The sequence below is a fragment of the Dactylosporangium sp. CA-152071 genome, from assembly GCF_050936335.1.
Classification (GTDB): domain Bacteria; phylum Actinomycetota; class Actinomycetes; order Mycobacteriales; family Micromonosporaceae; genus Dactylosporangium; species Dactylosporangium maewongense.
Genome location: NZ_JBNJMZ010000001.1, coordinates 4430731 through 4450316, shown reverse-complemented (window position 1 = coordinate 4450316; position 19586 = coordinate 4430731). Strand labels below are relative to the sequence as shown.

The 19586-nt window shown below is 71.4% G+C and carries 14 protein-coding genes; 8 read left to right on the top strand and 6 right to left on the bottom strand.

All coding sequences use genetic code 11. The annotated features are described in order from the left end of the window. Positions 1 to 21 precede the first annotated feature (21 nt). The 3 genes from ACQEVZ_RS19855 to ACQEVZ_RS19845 all read right to left on the bottom strand — a co-directional run bounded on the left by ACQEVZ_RS19855 (position 22) and on the right by ACQEVZ_RS19845 (position 3435). Entirely contained in the window at positions 22 to 1161 is a 1140-nt protein-coding gene (locus ACQEVZ_RS19855; RefSeq protein ID WP_433368518.1) for an NAD(P)/FAD-dependent oxidoreductase, read from the bottom strand. 1034 nt (positions 1162 to 2195) lie between these two features. Further along, positions 2196 to 3068: an RNA polymerase sigma factor SigJ gene (sigJ, locus tag ACQEVZ_RS19850; protein ID WP_344510385.1), complete on the bottom strand. Its 873-nt coding sequence runs from the start codon at positions 3066 to 3068 to the stop codon at positions 2196 to 2198. Positions 3069 to 3072: 4 nt separating this feature from the next. Continuing rightward, positions 3073 to 3435, bottom strand: a complete 363-nt coding sequence (locus ACQEVZ_RS19845; RefSeq protein WP_344510384.1) for a VOC family protein — start codon at positions 3433 to 3435, stop codon at positions 3073 to 3075. 113 nt (positions 3436 to 3548) lie between these two features. Between ACQEVZ_RS19845 and ACQEVZ_RS19840 the strand changes: the two genes are divergently transcribed. Both ACQEVZ_RS19840 and ACQEVZ_RS19835 read left to right on the top strand, forming a co-directional pair. After that, positions 3549 to 6788 (top strand): DUF4132 domain-containing protein, encoded by a 3240-nt coding sequence (locus ACQEVZ_RS19840; RefSeq protein ID WP_433368514.1) that lies wholly within the window; start codon positions 3549 to 3551, stop codon positions 6786 to 6788. Between the two features lie 460 nt (positions 6789 to 7248). Next, positions 7249 to 7731, top strand: coding sequence for an SRPBCC family protein (locus ACQEVZ_RS19835; RefSeq protein WP_344510380.1), 483 nt, complete (start codon positions 7249 to 7251; stop codon positions 7729 to 7731). Here the strand turns inward: ACQEVZ_RS19835 and ACQEVZ_RS19830 are convergent. Then, on the bottom strand, positions 7699 to 9750 hold the full coding sequence (locus ACQEVZ_RS19830; protein ID WP_433368510.1) for a GTP-binding protein: 2052 nt from the start codon (positions 9748 to 9750) through the stop codon (positions 7699 to 7701). The genes ACQEVZ_RS19835 and ACQEVZ_RS19830 overlap by 33 nt on opposite strands. Positions 9751 to 9975: 225 nt before the next feature. On the opposite strand from ACQEVZ_RS19830, the gene ACQEVZ_RS19825 reads away from it, so the two are divergent. From ACQEVZ_RS19825 to ACQEVZ_RS19810, 4 genes are all read left to right on the top strand, one after another. Next, positions 9976 to 10794, top strand: coding sequence for a MerR family transcriptional regulator (locus ACQEVZ_RS19825; RefSeq protein WP_433368508.1), 819 nt, complete (start codon positions 9976 to 9978; stop codon positions 10792 to 10794). Between the two features lie 18 nt (positions 10795 to 10812). Then, positions 10813 to 12870, top strand: coding sequence for a TerD family protein (locus ACQEVZ_RS19820; RefSeq protein ID WP_433368505.1), 2058 nt, complete (start codon positions 10813 to 10815; stop codon positions 12868 to 12870). A 128-nt stretch (positions 12871 to 12998) separates the two neighbouring features. Continuing rightward, complete coding sequence (locus ACQEVZ_RS19815) at positions 12999 to 14132, top strand: hypothetical protein (RefSeq protein ID WP_433368502.1); 1134 nt, start codon at positions 12999 to 13001, stop codon at positions 14130 to 14132. A gap of 10 nt (positions 14133 to 14142) precedes the next feature. Next, a complete protein-coding gene (locus ACQEVZ_RS19810; protein ID WP_360570511.1) occupies positions 14143 to 14577 on the top strand; it encodes a hypothetical protein in 435 nt (144 codons plus the stop codon). Here the strand turns inward: ACQEVZ_RS19810 and ACQEVZ_RS19805 are convergent. After that, the gene (locus ACQEVZ_RS19805) at positions 14574 to 15158 is read right to left on the bottom strand and encodes a hypothetical protein (RefSeq protein ID WP_433368499.1); all 585 of its coding nucleotides are present in this window, start codon (positions 15156 to 15158) and stop codon (positions 14574 to 14576) included. The two genes, ACQEVZ_RS19810 and ACQEVZ_RS19805, sit on opposite strands and share 4 nt — an antisense overlap. A 564-nt stretch (positions 15159 to 15722) precedes the next feature. Here ACQEVZ_RS19805 and ACQEVZ_RS19800 point away from each other — a divergent pair. After that, entirely contained in the window at positions 15723 to 18026 is a 2304-nt protein-coding gene (locus ACQEVZ_RS19800; protein WP_433368496.1) for a S8 family serine peptidase, read from the top strand. A 67-nt stretch (positions 18027 to 18093) separates the two neighbouring features. Here ACQEVZ_RS19800 and ACQEVZ_RS19795 read toward each other — a convergent pair whose 3' ends face one another. After that, on the bottom strand, positions 18094 to 18867 hold the full coding sequence (locus tag ACQEVZ_RS19795) for a hypothetical protein (protein ID WP_344510364.1): 774 nt from the start codon (positions 18865 to 18867) through the stop codon (positions 18094 to 18096). A 116-nt stretch (positions 18868 to 18983) separates the two neighbouring features. Between ACQEVZ_RS19795 and ACQEVZ_RS19790 the strand changes: the two genes are divergently transcribed. After that, the gene (locus tag ACQEVZ_RS19790) at positions 18984 to 19532 is read left to right on the top strand and encodes a dihydrofolate reductase family protein (RefSeq protein ID WP_433368493.1); all 549 of its coding nucleotides are present in this window, start codon (positions 18984 to 18986) and stop codon (positions 19530 to 19532) included. Positions 19533 to 19586: the final 54 nt, after the last annotated feature.

Here is a 19586-nt window from a genome sequence, read left to right as displayed (position 1 = left end):
CCGCGGCTGTCGGTGTCTGTCTCAGCCGCGGGAGGAGAGGGCGGCGGCGGGGACGGTGAGGTGCTTCGACAGCCGGTACGACGGCAACGGGCTCCTCGTCACCAACTCCTTGTAGACGACCGCGGCGCGACCCTTGAGGAACCAGCGCCGCGGGGTGTCGTCGGGCCGGGTGAACTGGATGACGGCGTCCCTGCGGCCGAGGGACACCGGCTGGTGGATGTACCCGAACCGGAACGGCTTGGCCGGCTTCCCGGCGAGCACCCGCGCGATGCTGTCCGCCGCGTGCGCTCCGCTGGGAATGCCGCTCTGGCAGGTGCCGTGGATCGTGCCCCACCGCTGCGTGATCGCCGCGGCGTCACCGATCGCGACGATGTCCGGGTGCGACACCGACCGCAACGTCGCGTCCACCACGATCCGCCCGCGCCCGTCCACGGCGATCCCCGCCTCCGCGGCGAGCGGCGACGCCGTGAACCCGGTCGTCCAGAGCGTCGCGTCGGCACCGACGACCTCACCGCCGGCGAGCTCGACCCCGTCCGGCAGGACCTTCGTGACCTCGACCCCGGTCCGCACGCCGACACCGAGCCGCCGAAGCGCCCGGTCGAGATGCGCCCGCGCCCGCGCCGACATCATCGAGCCGGGCACGTCACGGCTGAGCAGCAGCACGCGGGCCGCCGGGTGCCGCTCGGCGATCTCCGTGGCAGCCTCGACGCCGGTGAGCCCACCGCCCACCACCGCGACCGTCGCGCCCGTCCGCGCGGCGAGCAGGTCCGCCAGCCGCGCCGCCGATTCGACGGAGTTCAGCGTGTACGCGTGAGCCTCCGCCCCAGGCACCGTCCCGGTCTGCGCCACACTGCCGATCGCGTAGACGAGCGTGTCGTAGCCCACGACCCGCTCACCGACGCTCACCTCCCGCCGCCCGGGATCGACCCGCTCCGCCCACCCCTGCACGAACTCGATGCCAGTGCCCCGCAACAGCTCCGGAATCCCCACCTCCCGAACGACCTGCCCACTGGCGACCTGATGCATCCGCAACCGCTCGGCGAACCGCTCCGACGGATTCACCACCGTGACGACGACCCCGAGCCGCCGCGCCCTGCGCGCCACACGAATAGCGGCGATCATCCCGGTGTACCCGCCGCCGAGGACAACGATCCGGTGCATGCCCGGCTCCCTTCTGGTTCTCGCGCGCCCGCCGTGCCGGCCGCGCATCACCCCCAGGACGAGCCACTCCACCGATCCGTGAGCCGCCCCGACAGTGACGCCGCTCACCCACCCCACCCACCACCGGACCGGACTGTCCAAGGCCCGCCTCACCGGCATCCGCGCCCGGCACCCGGCTCAACACAGCGGAGCGTCCCCATGCCACTCGCGAACCGACACCGGGCCGGCCATCACCGGCACCGGCAGCCCACCCAACGCACGCCGCACCACCCCCCGCCGCGCCGCCATCAGGCGCGGTCGCAACCACCTCACCACCGCTGCCGGGCCACCGCTGCCGGGCCACCGCCAGGTGCGGTCGTCACGCCGCGCCGCCATCGGGCGCGGTCGCCGCTGCGGCACTGCCCCTGCCACGCCGCCACCAGGTGCGGTCGTCACCGCCGCGCCGTCATTAGGCGCGGTCGCCGCTGCCGCACCGACCCTGCCAAGCCGTCATCGGGCGCGGTCGCCGCTGCGGCACTGACCTGCGGCACTGACCTGCGGCACTGACCCTGCGGCGCCGCCACCAGGTGCGGTCGTCACCGCCGCGCTGTCATTAGGCGCGGTCGCCGCTGCCGCACCGACCCTGCCAAGCCGTCATCGGGCGCGGTCGCCGCTGCGGCACTGACCTGCGGCACTGACCCTGCGGCGCCACCACCAGGTGCGGTCGTCACGCCGCGCCGTCATCGGGCGCGGTCGCCCCTGCCGCACCGCCCCTGCCGCACCGCCGCACCGCCACCACGCGCGTCACCTCCACCGCACCAACCCGATCGCGCCGTCATCAGGCGCGGTCGCCTCCGCCGCGCCACCCAGCGCGACGACACCCACTCACCGCTCTCCGTCTCGCCTGCGCCACTGCCGAAGCACTGCACGACCCGGTCCTCTGTGCGATGCGTCACACGGCACCGGTGTCACCTCGCAACGTCCGTCGTTCGTCGGGCGCGCAGGATCGCCTCCGAACGTGCCGGGGCCTTCCCGCAACGGCGCGGACTGCCTCCTCATGTCGCTGACGGCAGTGGTGGGATGCCGGAGAGCTTCTCGGGGTTGCTGACCAGGTGGATCGAGTGGACCAGGCCGTCGACCAGGTGCAGGAACACGGCCACGGCCGGCGTCCCGGCGGAATACACGACGATGGCGGGGCCGCCGTTGAGCTCCTCGACGGCGATGCTCGGCGCCTCGGGCAGGCGGCCGGCGAACGTCAGCAGCGCCCCCGCCACCAGCTCCAGCCCCGCGATCACCTTGCGCGGCGCAGGTGCCAGGCCGCCGCCGTCGCTGACCAGCTCGACGCCGGGGGCGAGCACCTCGACCAGCCTGCGCAGGTCGCCGCCGGCGCAGGCGGCCAGGAACCGCTGCGTGACCTCGGTCCTCGTCGCCAGATCGGTGTCATACCTGACGCGATGCTCCTCGACGTGGGCGCGGGCCCGCGCCGCGGTCTGGCGGACGGAGACCTCGCTCCGCCCGACGAACGAGGCGATCTCCGCGTGCGAATAGCCGAACGCCTCGCGCAGCACGAACACCGCCCGCTCCAACGGCGACAGCGACTCCAGCACCAGCAGCATCGCCGTGGACACCGAGTCGGCCAGGGCGACCCGCTCCGCGACGTCGGGGCTGGTCAGCATCGGCTCGGGCAGCCACGGCCCGACATACTGCTCCCGGCGCGCCTGGGCGCTGCGCAACCGGTCGATCGCCAGCCGGGTCGTCACCCGGACCAGATACGCCTCGGGGTCGTCGACCGTCGCCGGGTCGACGGTGCTCCACCGCAGCCACGCGTCCTGCACGACGTCCTCGACGTCGCCGACCCGGCCGAGCACCCGGTAGGCGACGGCCTTGAGCCGGCCGCGGTGCTCGTCGAAGACGTCTGCCGGGATCATGGCGTCACTGCTGCAGCACGGACAGGATGTTGCCGGCCGGGTCGCGGAACCACGCGATCAGCGGGCCGCCGGCACGATGGATGCCCTTGGCGTCGGTGGTCTCATACTGCTCGAACGTCACGCCCCGCCGGATCAGCTCGTCGACTGCGGCCTCGATGTCCTCGACAGGGAAGTTGAGCACGGTGAACGTCGCCGGCTGATGATCGGGCTTCGGATAGATCAGCACGTCCTTGTCCCCGGCGAGGCGCAGGTGCAGCATGCCGTGCTCCTCGTCGACCGTGAGGCCGAGGGTCTCGCTGTAGAACCGCTTGGCGGCCGGGACGTCGCCCGTCGAGAACCCGCTGAACGCCTTCGAATCCGTGAGCATCGTTGCCCCTTCCGTCTCGATGCCTTGTTCCTACCACGCGGGTACGACGGTTTCCGTCCAACGTTGATCAGCGGGCGGGCAGTTTTGTCGGTGGTCGTGGTTAGTGTGACGCCGTGACCAGATGGACCACGCCCCAGGCGTCCTCAGCCCCGCTGGAGTGGACCCCGCCGCAGCCGCCGCCGCTCGTGTGGCGCGACGGGATCGCGGTCAGTCCCTGGCTGCGGTCGGTCCTGCATCCGCGCCGCGGCGGCATCGCGACGGACATCAGACCGCTCGCCACCGTGAAGGAGGCATGGGCGGGGCTGCGCCGCGGCGTGTGGTCGGAGGACGCCGCGATCCGCGAGCGCGGCAATCCGTCCAGGGTCTGGGAGCTCGTCACCTCCTCGGAGGCGCAGGAGCGCGCGACAGGGCACCGGCTGCTGGACCACGAGCACCGGGTCGGCACCGCCGCCGAGGACCGCGCGCTCGTGGAGGCGTGCCGGGCCAGGTTCGAGTATCTGTCCGGCCCGGTTCACGACTGGCTCGCCGACTTCCTCGTCGCGGCGCACGGCCTGGTCGAGGGCTGCCGTCGGATCCTCGGTGGGCTGCACGTCGAGCTGCCCTATGTCGGTGTCGGGGTCTTCGGGCGGCTGCGTGAGCTGCTGGTCCTCGCCGACGAGCCGACCTATGCGCAGGCCCGTGACGCGCTGCTGGAGGTCCGCGACAAGAAGGCCGCCGAGCACACCGGCAGCATCCGCGCCGACCTGTTCTGGGCCACCTCGTTCCTGCTGCCGCTGGGCCCCCTAGCCGGCGAGGAGGAGCGCGGCGCGCATCGCGACGCTTTGCGGTATAGCGGCAGATTCGGCAACGTGGACGTCCATGCGTCCGGGCTCGCCGCCGGCGACCTCGGCACGCTGAAGAAGCTCCTCGCCGCCAACGACAAGGCTCGGTGGGAGTTCTTCAGCACGGGCGGCGGCCGGGCCTATCTCGCGAGCGTCCTCGACATCGCCGGCGCCGCCGCGGGTCCCGTCATGGCCACGATGAAGCCGGCGTATCCGTTCGAGGACCACGCCCATCACAACGGTATGTGGTGCAGCCTGCTGGCCCACATCGACGACGACGCGGCGCGCGAGGCGCTGCGGCGGGAGCGGGAGGCCGGGCACCCGTGGGCGACGCTCGGCCCGCTCACCGACCCCGGCGCGTTCGAGCCCGGCCGCGATCCGGCGACCGAGATGGTGGTGCCCGACGGCGTCCCCTGCGACTACCGGCCGCCCGCCGCGGCGCATCCGGTCTGGTTGGAGCCCGCGGTGCCGGTCGAGCCCGAGCTGCGCTGGCGTGACGAGGAGCGGGAGGCGGCCGAGGGGCTGGGCGGCGACGACGGCTCGGTGCGGTGGGACGGCGTGTCGATCAGCCGGTGCGACACGGCCCAGGTGACGGCGTGGCTGGAGCATCGGGAGCACTGGGCGCTGCCGACGACGCTGCCCATGCTCACGCTCGCTCCACTGTGGACACATGAGCGGCTGATGGCGCTCGGCTTCGCGCAGCACTACTACCACGTGCGGTTCACGCTGCCGCTGCTGCTGGCCCGGCACGGCGTCAGCCACGTCGCCCCGCTGCTCGCCGCGTTCTCCGACCGGGCCAGTGTGGAGCACGCATTGGAGGCCGCGCAGCCAGTCGGGCACGTCGCGTTGATCGCGCCGGTCGTGCAGGCGTTCGCCGGCAAGAAGCTGCGCCGCCCCGCCCGGTCCTGGCTGCTGCGCCATCCCCGGCACGCCGCGGCAGGCGCAGTCGCGCTGTGGTCGGCGACGCCGGCGGACACCGCCGTCGGGCGGGTCCTGCGGTATCTCGACGCGCAGGGCCACCGTCCGCTGCTGCTCGCGCAGGCGGGGGAGCGGGCCGGCGACCTCGTCGCGCTGCTCGACAAGGACCCGGTCACGTCGGTGAAGCTGCCGCAGTACGTGACAGCCACGCCGCTGCCGTCCCTGATCGCCACTCTCGACGGCGCCGTCGCCGACCCTGACACGGTCGAGCATCTGCTGGCCAGGCTCTCCGTCTGCAACGCCGACGAGGTGCATCCCGCGGTCCTCGCCGCCCGTGACGCGTGGACGGCGGGGTCGCGGGCGGCGTTCGCGCAGGAGCTGTTCGAGCGGTGGCTCACCGCGGGTGCGCCCGCTCCCGACGGCTGGTGCATGCAGGCTGTCGGGCTCATCGGCGACGACGCGGGCGCGCGCCGCATCGCCGCGCTCGCCAAGCACTGGCCGGGGCAGGGCGCGAGCGCCCGCGCGCAGGCCGCCCTCGACGCGCTGCGGCACCGCGGCACCGACGCGGCGCTCATCGAGCTCAACCTGCTCGCCGAGAAGTCCAGGTTCCCCGTGTTCAAGAGCGTCGCCCGCCAGCACATCGAGGCGATCGCCGACCTGCGCGGGCTCACCTCCGACGAGCTCGCCGACCGGCTCGTGCCCACCCTCGGCCTCGACGACGACGGCGACACGGTCGAGACCGACGCCGGCACGTTCCGGATCGTCTTCGACCACCAGTTGCTGCCCGTCGTCCGTGACTCGACCGGCCGGGTCCACGCCGAGCTGCCCAAGCCGGCCCGCGGTGAGGACAAGCAGCGACACAAGAAGGCCAAGGACCGCATCACCGCGCTGCGCAAGGAGGCCCGCGCGTCGGCGTCGCTGCACGTGTCGCGGCTGGAGCGCGCCATGTGCACCGGCCGCCGCATCCCGGCCGCCATCTTCCTCGACCGCTTCGCCACCCACCCGTGGATGAGCCACCTCGCCCGGCGGCTGGTCTGGGGAGTGTTCGAGGACCCGATGCCGACCGCGCCGGCGGGGGAGGAGCGCGGTGGGCTTGTCACGACCGTCCGGGTCGCCGAGGACGGCACCCTTGCCGGCGTCGACGACGAGCCCGTGCTCCTGCCGGCCGGTGCCGCGCTCGGTGTGCTGCATCCGCTGCAGTTCCCCGAGGGCGGGTTGGCGGCGTGGGGTGAGGTGTTCGCCGATTACGAGCTGCTGCAGCCGTTCGAGCAGTTGGGGCGGCCGGCGCACCGCGTGACGGACGAGGAGCGGGGCGCGCGGGCGATCGATCGCTTCGAGGGGCGGAAGGTGACGGTCGCGGTGCTGCGTGGTCTTGAGCGGCACGGCTGGACCCGCTGGTATGACGCCGTCGTGCAGATGGCCAAGCCGATCGGCGGGGGCGTCTACGCGGTGCTCGACACCGAGCCCGGCTGGCACGCCTCCGACACGGTCGACTCCGCACCGCCGCAGACGGTCGCCGACCTGGTCTTAGTTCGCGCCGACGGCAGGACGTTCGGGGACCTGCCGCCGGTCGTCTTCTCGGAGCTGATCCACGACCTGCGGTTGGTGACCTGACCGGTCGGTGGCTGGCGGCGACGGGTTGACGGCACGACCCTGCGGGTGGTGACCTGGCCGGTCGGTGGTCGGTGGTCGGTGGTCGGTGGTCGGTGGTCGGTGGTCGGTGGTCGGCGGTGGCGACTCGAGCAAGACGGCCTGCGGGTGGCGACCTGGTCGTTGGTGGCCGGTGGCGATGGGTTGAGCGGCACGAAGTCCGGGTGGTGACCTGTCTGGTGAGCGGCCGGTGGCGACTTGAGCAACATGGCCTGCGGGTGGTGATCTGGCCGGTTGGTGGTCGGTGGCGACGGGTTGAGCGATAGGACCCTGCGGTGGTGACCTGACCGGTCGGTGGCCGCCGGGCGGCGACTTGAGCGACACGACCTGTGGTGAGTGGCCGGCGGTGGCGACTTGAGTGATCGGCCGCGCGGGGCGGACTACCTTGACCGGGCCCGGTTCGAAGAACGGATGGGGAGCTGAGATGGCTGACGAGGTCGTCGAGAGGATCACCGTCGGCGTGGCGCCGGAGGTGGTGTTCCGGGCGGTGGCGGATGTGCGGCGGATGGCGAGGCACAGTCCCGAGTGCTTCGGCACCTGGGTGCTGACGCGGTCGCCGGGGCGGGTGCCGCGGCGGTTCGTCGGGTTCAACCGGCGCGGGGCGTATGTCTGGTTCACCACGTGCAAGGTGGTGGCGGCGGAGCCGGGGGTGGAGTTCGCGTTCGACGTGACGACGTTCGGGATGCCGGTCGCCCGGTGGGGGTTCCGGCTCGCGGGGGTCGAGGGCGGGACCGAGGTCACCCAGTATTGGATCGACCAGCGGGTTCGCGGGGCGATGGTCCTCGGCAGGATCTTCACCGGGAAGGCCGCGAAGACGAGACCCGAGGACAACCGGGAGGGCATGCGGATCACCCTGGCCCGGTTGCGGCAGGAGTTAACCGACGGGGCCGGTGGCGACGCGGCGTGAGACCCACAGCAGGTACTTCTTGCGGTTCAGGGGGTTGTGGTCGGAGCGGGGCCTGACGGGCGGCGTTCCGTGGACGGGACGGTGGTGGTCGAAGGCGTACTCCAGGACTCCGAGGCCGTGGCTGATGCCGGGCAGGCGGCGTTCCAGATCGCGGATGCGCGCCGCCGGGATGGTGCCGGTCACCTCGCACCAGTCGCGGCGCTGGTCCTGCGACGACGGCACGGCGCCGAGCTTCGACAGCAGGCCGAGCACCACGCCCGTGGTGGAGGCCGGGATCTCGAGATGGAAGCGGTGGACCGGCTCGCAGACCCGCGTGCCGGCCTGGCGCAGCGCGCGCATGAGCACCAAGGGGGTCAGCTTGCGGTAGTCGGCGGCGGAGCTGCCGGGCGCCTGGTAGCCGGACGTGGTCATCGTGACCCTGGCGCCGGTGACGTTCCAGCCGTGCAGGCCCTGGCGGAGGGTGTCGCGCACGTACGAGGACATCGCGGCCTCGAAGTCGGCGGTCCTGTTGTAGACGTACATCGGCATGGACTCGACGGGCACGTCCAGGTGGAACTCGACACCGCCGTCGGAGGGTTCGACGCGCAGGCCGACCGTGGCGAGGAACGGGTTGTCCGGCGCGCCGAGCAGGTCCACGGCGGAGCCGGTGCCGGCGACCTGCTCGACGTAGACGATCGTCGACTCGCGGAAGTCGACCAGCACGCCGTACTCCGCGGCGAGCGTCGCCTCGATGACCTCCTTCTGGACCTCGCCGTACAACGAGACGGCCAGCGAGACGCCCGGCGAACCCGCCGGCGAACCCGCCGCCGAACCCGACGGCGAACCGGCCCCCGAACCCGACGCCGAGCCCGACGCCGAGCCGGACGGTGCGTCGGACGGTGCGTCGGGCGGTGTGTCGGACAGGCGCAGGTCGATCAGGGGGTCCTGCTCCGCGAGCTGGGCGAGCGCCGCGTGCAGGCGGGCGCGGTCGCGCGGGTTCCGGGGCACGACGACGGTCTCCAGCGTGGGAGGCGCGAAGAGCTGGGCCGCGCCCGCGCGCGGCGGGTCCGCGCCGATGGTGTCGCCGATCCGGACGGTTCTGAGGCCCCACAGCTTGCCGATCTGGCCCGCGGCGACCGACCCCACGGGCACCGCGGTGCCGCCCGAGGGGATGCCGATCGCGGTGACCTTGCCGGCCGGGAGCTGGTCGCGGACGTGGATCGTGCCGGCGAAGAGGCGGACGTACGCGATCTTCTCGCCGGCCGGGCCGCGCTCGACCTTGAACACCGTCGCGGACAGCGGGGCGCCGGGGTCGCCGGTCGCCGCGGGCAGGATCGTAGCGAGACCGGAGACCAGCGCGTCGACCCCCGCGCCGGTCGTCGCCGAGCCGAAGTACACCGGGTGGACCAGCCCCGCCGCGGTCTGCCGGGCGAGCTCGGGCTCCAGCCGTACATCGGCCGCATCGTGCACAAAAGCGGCCATGGCCTGCTCGTCGTGCTCGGCCAGGGCCTCCGCCAGGCGGGCGGTGCCGGGCTCGAAGGCGGCGCCGGGTGTGCCCAGGCCGGTGGGGCGGCCCATCGGGGCGAGCGCGGGCGTCAGCATGGCCGCGAGGTCGGCGAGGAGGTCCTCGTGCCGGGCGCCGCGCCGATCGATCTTGTTGACGAAGATCAGCGTCGGTACGCGCAGCCGCCGCAGTGTCCGCATCAGGATCCGGGTCTGCGCCTGGACGCCCTCGACGGCGGAGACGACGAGGACGGCACCGTCCAGGACGCGGAGCGCGCGCTCCACCTCGGCGATGAAGTCGGGGTGCCCGGGCGTGTCGATCAGGTTGACCGTGACGCCGCCGACGGGGAACGACGCCACCGCGGACTTGATGGTGATGCCCCGCTGCCGTTCGAGGGCGAGCGAGTCGGTCTGCGTGCTGCCGTCGTCGACGCTGCCGATCCGGTCGATGACACCGGCGCGGAACAGCAGCCGCTCGGTCAGGCTGGTCTTACCGGCGTCGACATGCGCGACGATGCCGAGGTTGAGGACGGTCATGCAGGGTCAGGCCTCCAGCGTCGATGACTCCCTTCCGGATGGACGTGATCCCTGCGCGCATGTCCGCTCCTCGAGTCCTCGACGTGGTCCTCGCCCCATACTGGCTCAACCGGCCGGCGCACGCACCGGCATTTCCGCCGCCGGCGGCGCGGCTTGACCTTGCCCCTTGGGCAGGGCCGACCCTGAATCGCGCCGGGCGGTCCGCCCGGCCCGGAAGGAGCGCAGGTGGACGAGGGGCTGCTCACCATCGGGGTGTTCGCACGGCGGTCGTGGCTCTCCCCGAAGGCGTTGCGGCTGTACGAACGGCAGGGCCTGCTCCTGCCCGCCGCCGTCGACGAGAACAACGGCTACCGCTGGTATCGCGAGGAGCAGCTGGAGACGGCCAGGCTGATCGCCCGGCTCCGCCGCCTCGACATGCCCCTCGCGACCGTCGCCGCGATCGTCGCCGCCCCCGACCCGCGGACGCGGGCCGGCCTCCTCGGTGACTACTGGGCCGCCCAGGAGCACGCGACGGCCGTCCGCCGTGAGCTCGTCACCCACCTGCGCAGCCGGCTGCTCGACGACCGGGAGAGTCTCACCATGTACGAAGTCCAGGTCCGCGACGTGCCCCGACAGACGGTGCTGACCGAACAGCGGCACGTGAACGCCCAGGAGCTGCAGGCCTGGATCGACGAGGCCATCGGCCGCCTGCTCAAGGCCGCCACCGGCCACGGCGACGGCATGACCGGCCCCTGCTTCATCGTGTACCACGGCGAGGTCAACGAGGACAGCGACGGCCCCGTCGAGATCTGCCTGCCGGTCGACCCGTCCGGCCCCCTGGACAGCGCCGTCCGCGTCGAGCCCGCACACCGCGAGGCGTTCACCCGCATCATCAAGGCCCAGGTCGCGTACCCGCAGATCCTGTCCGCCTTCGACGCGGTCGCGCAGTGGGTCGCCGCCCAGGGCCTGCCGGTCAGCTCCTCACCCCGCGAGGTCTACTTCGCCGACTTCGGCGCCGCTGCCCCGTCGGACGAGGTCTGCGACGTCGCCTTCCCCCTCGTTTGATCCGCCTGTACGGATGAGGTGCCCACTACGGGCGGTGGTGGGCACCTGTCGGACGCTGATTTCGTCTTCTACAACCAGCCGACCTCGGCGGACGGGTCGGTGCGGCACCTCGGTGCGAGTGTCACCGAGGGCGGTGTGGAGGAGCGGATCGCGGTCGACCTCGAGTCGGTGCCCGGGGATGTCGACACCATTGCGATTGCCGCGAGTCTCGACCGGGGCTCGTTCGGTGAATTGAGCGGAATGCATCTCGTGGCGCTGGACGACGGGGGAGCGCCGATCGTCCGGTACGACATCACCGACGCCACGGTCGAGACGGCATTCGTGTTCGGTGAGGTGTACCGGCGCAACGGTGCCTGGAAGTTGCGTGCGGTCGGTCAGGGCTGGGACACCGGCCTCGCCGGCCTCGCGACCGACTTCGGCGTCAGCGTCGACGACGAGCCGGCGCCGGACGCCGCGGACCTGCCGGCCCCGATCCTGGACGAGACGACGTCCGTGCTCGAGGAGGCCGGGGCGGAGCTGCTGGACGCGCCCGGCGCGGACGACATGGACGCGGAGCTGCTGGACGAGACGACGTCCGTGCTGGAAGAAGTCGTGGACGTCGGGGACTTCGTGGACGACGCGGGCGCGGACGCGGCCATGCCTGGCGAGCCCGAGCCGCCGCTCGAAGAACCGGTGCCCGTGGCGCCCGTCGGCGCCGCTCCGGCGGTCAGCCGGGCGAAGACGGTGCGCACCAGACAACCCCGGACCACCAGGATCATGCCGCCGGTGCCCGCCCTGGCCGGCGGCACGAACTGGCCGGCGGCCCGGCTCTTCTCGGTCGCCGGTGTCGGCGCGGCCGAGGAGCAGGAGAAGCGGGCCACGTCGGCGCTGCTGGCGACGATGTACGCCGTCCGCCCGTTCGCCCGCGGCATCGTCGCCCGGCTCGGCGCCCCCGCCGGCACCGTGGAGACGTTCGCCGAGGTGCAGTTCGAGCTCGCCGACCGCAAGGTCATCCCGGACGGCGTGATCAGGGTCGCCCGCGGCAGCCGCCTGTGGACGTGCCTGCTCGAGGTCAAGACCGGCACCTCCCAGCTGCGCCGCGACCAGGTCGAGAAGTACCTCGACGTCGCCCGGATCCGCGGCTACGACGTGGTCGTCACGCTGTCCAACGAGATCGCGCCCGGCGCCGGCGAGCACCCCGTCGACGTGGACAAGCGCAAGATCCGCAAGGTCGGGCTGCTGCACCTGTCGTGGGCCGAGGTCCTGCAGGAGGCCAGGATGGTGCTCACGCACCGCGGCGTCGAGACGCCGGTCCAGGCGTGGATCCTGGCCGAGTTCATCAAGTACCTGGAGCACCCCCGCTCGGGCGCGTCCGGGTTCGACGACATGGGCGCCGCGTGGGCGACCGTCCGGGACGCGGCGGTCGCCGGCACGCTGCGGGCCGCCGACCGTAAGGTGCCCGCGGTCGCCGACGCGTGGCTGCGGCTGGTGCGGTTCCTCTGCCTCCATCTCACCGCCGAGCTCGGGGTCACCGTCACCAGCCCGTTGCCCCGCCGGCTCGCCGTGGACCCGGCCGCCCGGCAGGCCGCGGTCGTCTCGAAGCTCGCCGTCGACGGCGTCCTCGACGCGACCTTGAAGATCCCGGGCGCGGCCGGGCTGGTCACCCTCGCCGCCGATGTCGGGCGCGGGCAGGTCAAGGTGTCGGTCCAGGTCGCCGCACCGAAGGAAGGCAGCTCGCAGCGGCGGGTGTCCTGGCTGCTCAGGCAGCTCGACAAGGCCCCCAACGACGTCGTGGTCGAGGTCGGCTTCACCGGCCGCACCGAGACCACCTGCGAGCGGCTCGGCGACGCCCGGGCCAGACCGGCGGTCCTGATCGTCGACCGGGCGCTGGACATCACCACCTTCAAGCTCAGCCGGAGCACCCCGATGGGCGCCAGGCGGTCCGGCGTCAGAGGGGCCTTCGTGCACAGCGTCATCACGGCGCTCGACGCCTTCTACGGCACCGTCGTGCAGGGCCTCAAGCCGTGGCCGTCGCCGGCGCCGCAGCTGCCGGAGGAGACCGTGTCGGAGGCGGCGGCGCTCGACGACCTCACGTGAGGCGCCGCGACCGCGTGGCTGAGTGTGACGCGGTCGCGACAGCGCGAATTGTCGGGCCCGCGCGGACCGTACCGGCGACACAATGGTCTATGGCAGGCTGATGCCGACCGTGTGGGGGAGGAGCGCGCATGGCCGTCGCTGACGGGCTGCTCAACGGCACCGGGGCGCTGCTCTTCATCGCCGCCGCGATCGGGTTCGGCCTGGTGTGCGTCATCGCGTGGGAGTCGCGGGCGCTGTTCCTCACGCCGCTGGGCTGGGTGCTGCTGCCGATCGTGGTGGCCGCCTGGTTCGGCGGCGCCGCCGTCATCGGCCTGCCCGCCGACGTGCTGCTCGGCCACAGCGACGCCGGCGCGATCTGGCCTGGGCTGGTCGCGTCGCCGGTCGTGGCCCTCGTGCTCGGCCGCCGCTTCCGCACGCCCGGCGGAAACAGCGCGGGCCAGATCTTCGTCCGCGCCGGCATCCTGCTCGCGGGCTGCGTCGCCGCCAAGTGCGTCGCCTACGCGCTCGGCTTCCGGGTCTTCGACTTCTGGACCGGCGGCGCCGTGACCCTGGGCGCGCTGGTGGTGTGCATCGCCGTCTGGCAGTTCGCGGACATCGACGGCGTCGTGCACCTGTTCGTGCGGGCCGGGGTGGTGCTCGCGGCCGTCGGCCTGGTCGGGGCGTGGGCCGCCGTCAACCACGTGCCCGTCGCCGGCAACCCCCGCACCGCCTCCACCACCACGGTGGCGATCATGCTGCTGACCCTGCCGCTGCTCGCCCTCGCCGCCGCCGTCCTGACCATCGCGGTGCTGCGCCGCTTCCGTCCTGACGTGGCCCCGCGGCCGGCCCGCGACCCGGCCGTCCGCGTGCCCAAGACGCACGAGGTGTGGAACGCGTTCGTGACCTTCGAGGAGGACGACGAAGGCAAGGACCGCCCGGTGCTGGTGCTGAGCGCCGACACCGGCGGCGCCGACGTGCTCAAGATCACCAGCCAGGACAAGTCGCGCTTCGACGACTACTTACCCCTGCCACTGGAGCGGTGCCGCGGCGTGCTGAGCAAGGAGAGCTGGCTGGAGCTGCGGCCGACCCGGGTGCCGCTGGAGGAGTTCCGCAGCTACCGGGGGCTGTGCCCGCCGTGGATCTGGGCCGAGCTGCGCACCCGCGGCCTGATCACCGCGCCCTCGTCCACCGTCAAACGGCCGGCCGCCGTCAAACGGCCCGCGGCCGTCGTGGGTCAGCGGCCGGCGCCCCGCTCGTTCCTCGCCCGTCTGCGCAACCGGTGAAAGGCCGTCCATGGTGACCGACGCCGATCTGGAGGACTGGGCCGCCGGCTCGCGGAAGAACTTCGCCGCGGTCGCCGAGCTCGTCGGTGCCCCCGCCGACGAAGCCGAGCGCGACCCGGTCTCCGTCGTGCCGTTGCTGCAGGTGTACGTGAACCGGCTGCCTCTGACGGAGTTCCAGACCGACGACTGGGTCACCCTGCACGCCGACCTCGTGTCGTTCGTCGCGCGCGTCATGGCGGCCCGCCTCGGCGCGGCCTGGGAGGTCCGGCCCGCACCGAACGCGCCGCGCGGCTACCGGTACGTGCTGAGCGCCACCGACGCGCAGGGCGCCGTCCACGTCGTCGACCCGTTCCAGGTCGTGGCGATGGAGTTCCGGCAGCCGCGGATCGAGATCGCCCGCATGCTCGCCACCGCCGAGCTGAACCTCGGCGTGCCGGACCGTTAGCCGAAGGTCACCAAGCCCGACAGCATCTCCTTCACGTACCCGCCCGCGGCGTCCGGCTCGCCGCCGGTGAAGACGAACCCGACCGTCAGCTGATCCGCGAACCAGAGGCAGGCCGACGAACCGGCGCCGCTGCCCGTGATGGCCACGCAGTACGCCTGACCGCCGATCAGCCCCGGGTCGACCGGCGACGTCGTCCCGGGCGTGCCCGGGGTGATCGTCAGGGCGCCCTTGACGAACGCCGTGAACAGCTCCTGCGCCGAGTCGAACCGGATGTCCTTGCCGGTCCCGCCCCAGATCGCCGCGGTGATGCCGCCGTTGTCGTACTGGGCCGCGAACGGCTCGTCGATGAGGCTGACGGTGCCGGCGGCGCTCAGCTTGTCGGCGAGCTCCTGACTGCTCGCCTTCTTCCACGACCCGACGGTCGCCGGCGCCGTCAGGCGCAGCCGCTTCTCGCCGCCGCCACCACCGGCCGTGCTCGCCGCGGAGGCGGTCGCGGCCGGCTCGTCGTCGCGGGTGAGCTTGTACGCGACCGTCACCGCCGCCGCGAACAGCAGGACGACGACGACTGCGACGATGCTCACAATCAGCGCCGTACGGTTCTTGGCGGGCGGCGGTGTCCACTGTGGCTGGTGGAATTGCGCCGGTCCGTATTGCGGTTGTGGCTGACCGTACTGGGCCTGCTGCGGTTGACCGTATTGCGGTTGCCCGTAAGGCGTTTGCCCGGATTGCGGCGGCTGTGGCTGCCCGAATTGCGGTTGCTCGTACACCTGCTGCGGCGGCAACGGAGAAGGCGCGGCCGGCGGGTAGGGAGGCTGCTGGGGCAGGGACTGGGATGGATCGGACATGGTGCGCTCCTAGGCCGGACGTCGGGCGAAGCATACGGTCAGGATCAAACCGCCGGGGACCCTCGCCGCCTGGCTAACACACGACTAGTCCCTTCGTCCGATCTTCACGACATGAACACCCGAACGGGGTGGCCGAGAACGGGGTCGTCCACTTAGTCTCTCCATAATTCCGATCACCCTTCTGGCGTGAACCGTCGATGTCCGCCGGGTGATCCTCATGGGGAGGGAATAACCATCAACACAAAGGGCAAGGAAAGGGCTGCGTATGGACGGCTCGTAAGCCGGCCGCGGCGCTGGGCGATGGTGGGCGTCTCGACGCTCGCCGCCGCGGGCGTGGTGCTCGTCTCGGGCACGCCGGCCTCGGCGGAGGTGGTCAACCCGCCGGTGGGCAAGGTTTTCGGTGACACGAACCAGGCTCTGCCGGGTAGCTACATCGTTCAGCTGAAGGGCACCGCCTACAGTGGTCTGAGCACGGCTCAGGCCAAGACCAATGTCTCCAGTTCGGCGAAGGCGCTGACGGCTCGTCACGGCGGCAAGGTCACCAGCGAGTACAGCGTCACGCTGAAGGGCTTCGCGGTCAGCGGTCTCTCTGAGGCGCAGGCCGCGCGTCTGGCGGCAGACCCGTCGGTGGCGTCCGTCTCGCGCGACATGCTGGTGCGCGAGTCGGACACGCAGTACAACCCGGGCTGGAACCTGGACCGGATCGACAGCCGCACCAAGACGCCGAACTACCAGTACACCTACCCGAACACGGCGTCGTCGGTGACGGCGTACGTGATCGACACGGGTCTGTACAAGGAGCACAGCGAGTTCGGCGGCCGGGCTTCGTGGGGCAGGAACTTCGTCGACCGGGCGGTTCGCAAGACCCCCGACCCGTACGGTCGGAACACGCCCGAGCACAACCTGCCGGAGAACGTCTCCGACTGCCGCGGGCACGGCACGCACGTGGCCGGCACGCTCGGTGGCACCACGTACGGTGTGGCCAAGCAGGTGAAGATCGTCGGGGTCCGCGTCCTGGACTGCAACGGCGAGGGCTACACCTCTGAGGTCGTCGCCGGCGTCGAATGGGTCACGGCGAACGCGGCCAAGCCGGCCGTGGTCAACATGAGCCTCGGCTCCACCGAGATCGAACCGCTGCAGGACGAGGCGGTCCGCAAGTCAATCGCGTCCGGGCTGACCTACACGCTCTCCGCTGGTAACGGCGACGGCAATCCAACCAACCCGATGCCGCTCAACGCCTGCGACCATTCACCGGGTCGGGTCACCGACGCGCTGACGGTCGGTGCTTCCTTCATCTGGGAAGGCGACGGGGTTGAGTACCCGGCCGTGTGGTCGAACTACGGGCCGTGCGTGGACATCTTCGCGCCCGGCGTCGACGTCAAGTCGGCATGGATCCCCGACCCGACCGATCCGGAGGTCCCGCCGGGGCCGAACCCCGCGATCATGGCCAACGGCACGTCGATGGCGTCTCCGCACGTCGCCGGCGCGGCAGCGCTGATCCTGCAGGCACACCCGACCTACAGCCCGTCGCAGGTGCGTCAGGCGATCATCCAGAGCGCCACGAACGGTGTCCTGGACATGGTGAACAACTACCCGCCTTACGCTCGCAACACTGCGAACCGGTTGCTGTACATCCGTCAGAACGACCCGCCGAGGATCGCGTCGAAGCCCGTTGGGATCAACAACCAGCGTTTCGGCACGACCGAGGTGTACGGCCGCACGACCGACAACAAGATTGTGTACGCGTACCGGGCCGGCAGTGAATGGTCGGACTGGTCTGACCTGGGTGGCGACACGCAGGGTGACCCGGCTGTGCTGTACAACCCGACGTACGGCACCACTGAGGTGTACGCGCGTCTGGCGAACAACCACCTCGCCTACCGTTACTACTCCAACGGCTGGTCCGGGTGGAACGACCTCGGGGGCGAGCTGGCGGGTAACCCGTCCATCTTGTACAACCCGAAGTACGGCACGACGGAGATCTATGCCCGGTTCGCTGACGGGACGCTGAAGTACAAGTACTACGCCAACGGCTGGTCCGGGTGGTCCGACCTCGGCGGCTCGGTCGCCAGTGACCCGGCGTTGCTGTACAACCCGAAGTACGGCACGACTGAGGTGTACGTCCGTACCACGGACAACAAGGTGAAGTACAAGTACTACAACAACGGCTGGTCCGGCTGGGTCAGCCTCGAAGGGAACGTCTCCGGGAACCCGGGCGTCATCTACAACCCGACCTACGGCACCACCGAGGTCTACACCCGCACGTCGACCAACACGCTCGCCTACCGGTACTACTACAACGGCTGGGCGGACTGGATCGACCTCAAGGGCAGCCTCGCCAGCGACCCGGGCGTGATCTACAACCCGCGCTACGGCACGACCGAGGCGTACGCCGCGACCGCTGGCGGCCAGACCCAGTACGTGTACTACTACAAGGGCTGGTCCGGCTGGAACAACATCGGCGGCGCAGCGGTCTCCGCGCCTTCGGTGCTGTTCAACGTGTCGAACCGTTCGACACAGGTCTACACCCGCTCCGCGGACAACCACGCGAACTTCGCGGAGTACAACAACAGCTGGGCCTCGTTCATCGACATCTCGGCCTAGCCCACACAGCACCAACACCGCCCGGCACCCCCGGTGGAAGGGGGGCCGGGCGGTTCCTTTTCACCGGTCACTCCTGCATCGTCGCCCACCGGCAGCCGCGCGACTCCGCCTGCGCCGTCGTGGCGTACTCGACGTTGAACCGCCGGGTCGGGGGCGCCGCGTCGCCGGGCCCGTCGCGGAACAGCACCACCAGCCCTCGCAGCGAACCGTCACCGCTGACCCGGATGCAGCGCTCGGTGTCCTTCAGGAACTCCAGCGACAGCCACCGCGAGATCGCCGAGATCCTCACGCAGCAGACCGGCGGCACGGGAGTCGGAATCGGCATGGTGGCGTAGTCCGCGACCAGGAACACCCCACCCGGCGTGTCGGCCGAGATGATGAGGTCCTGCCCGATCTGCGTCTGCAGGTCGTAGATCGTGCCGAGCATCGCGTACCCCTTGGCATTCGTGCTCGCCGCGACGAACCGCGCCGGCGAATTGAACGGATGCGGCGTGATGGTCCCCGCCGACTGCCGGAAAATGATCTGGTACGCCGGACTGCCGCTGTAGGTCGTCGTGTTGGCGGTGTACGCACCCAGCGGCAGGTAATGGTTGTTGAGCGCGATGAAGTCCATCCGGGCGCCGGCCTGCTCACTGACCTGCGTCGACCCCGTCTGCGCCAGCCGCACCCCGGCCCGCGTGATGCTCAGGTCCTCGTCACCCCCTTGGTACGGATGCACAAAGACCACATTCCACCGCGGCACCGTCACGTTGAAGCTCCACGTCCACGGGCTGAAGGTGTTGTTGGGAACATCTGGAGTCAGCGCCAGCGCGGCCTGCGCGGCCGAGGGCACAGCCCCCACGACAAGCAAGGAACACAACCCAGCAAGCACCACCCGCCCCAGCCACCGAACGCTGACCGTCATCGATCCTCCTCGAAGTCCATCGAACCTCAAGCGGACCACGCACTCCCCTCGGCGTGACAGGTCACTCGCCGATACAAAAACCGGTCATCCCCGAGGGCGGTGAGGGACCGGACTCGTCGCCGAGCGACGAGCTGTTCCAGTGGTGGTCCGACCGGGTGGGGGCGACGGGCCTGGCGCTGTATGGGCGCAAGCTGTGGGAGGCGATGAGTTCCCACTGGCCGACCGCCGACCAGCGGCCCGGCGCCACACAGGCGGAAATCGAGTACGCTCGCCGCTGGCGGGACATGCCGAAGGTGGTGTTCTCCTCGACGACCAGCACGGTCGACTGGAACACCCGCCTGGTCACCGGCGACGCGGTCACCGAGATCACCCGGCTCAAGACAGAGGACGCCGGCCCGATGGACATCGGCGGCGCGACGCTCGCCGGGGCGGCCATGCGGGCCGGGCTGATCGACGAGTACATGCTGGTCACCGTGCCGGTCCTGGTGGGCGGCGGCACGCCGTTCTTCACCGCGCTGGACAGCTGGGCGAACCTGAACCTCGTGGAGACGCGGACATTTCCCGGCGGCGTCCTGCTGACCCGATACGAGACGAGGCGATGAGCACGGGCCAGCGGCTCGGCTCGTGAGGCCGGGTTCGTCGGGCATCGAGATGCC

What these genes read in the sequence shown, in the direction of transcription:
- ACQEVZ_RS19855 (WP_433368518.1), bottom strand. Translation starts at nt 1,161, where the DNA reads ATGCACCGGATCGTTGTCCTCGGCGGCGGGTACACCGGGATGATCGCC.
- sigJ (WP_344510385.1), bottom strand. Translation starts at nt 3,068, where the DNA reads ATGATCCCGGCAGACGTCTTCGACGAGCACCGCGGCCGGCTCAAGGCC.
- ACQEVZ_RS19845 (WP_344510384.1), bottom strand. Translation starts at nt 3,435, where the DNA reads ATGCTCACGGATTCGAAGGCGTTCAGCGGGTTCTCGACGGGCGACGTC.
- ACQEVZ_RS19835 (WP_344510380.1), top strand. Translation starts at nt 7,249, where the DNA reads ATGGCTGACGAGGTCGTCGAGAGGATCACCGTCGGCGTGGCGCCGGAG.
- ACQEVZ_RS19830 (WP_433368510.1), bottom strand. Translation starts at nt 9,750, where the DNA reads ATGACCGTCCTCAACCTCGGCATCGTCGCGCATGTCGACGCCGGTAAG.
- ACQEVZ_RS19815 (WP_433368502.1), top strand. Translation starts at nt 12,999, where the DNA reads ATGGCCGTCGCTGACGGGCTGCTCAACGGCACCGGGGCGCTGCTCTTC.
- ACQEVZ_RS19810 (WP_360570511.1), top strand. Translation starts at nt 14,143, where the DNA reads ATGGTGACCGACGCCGATCTGGAGGACTGGGCCGCCGGCTCGCGGAAG.
- ACQEVZ_RS19800 (WP_433368496.1), top strand. Translation starts at nt 15,723, where the DNA reads ATGGTGGGCGTCTCGACGCTCGCCGCCGCGGGCGTGGTGCTCGTCTCG.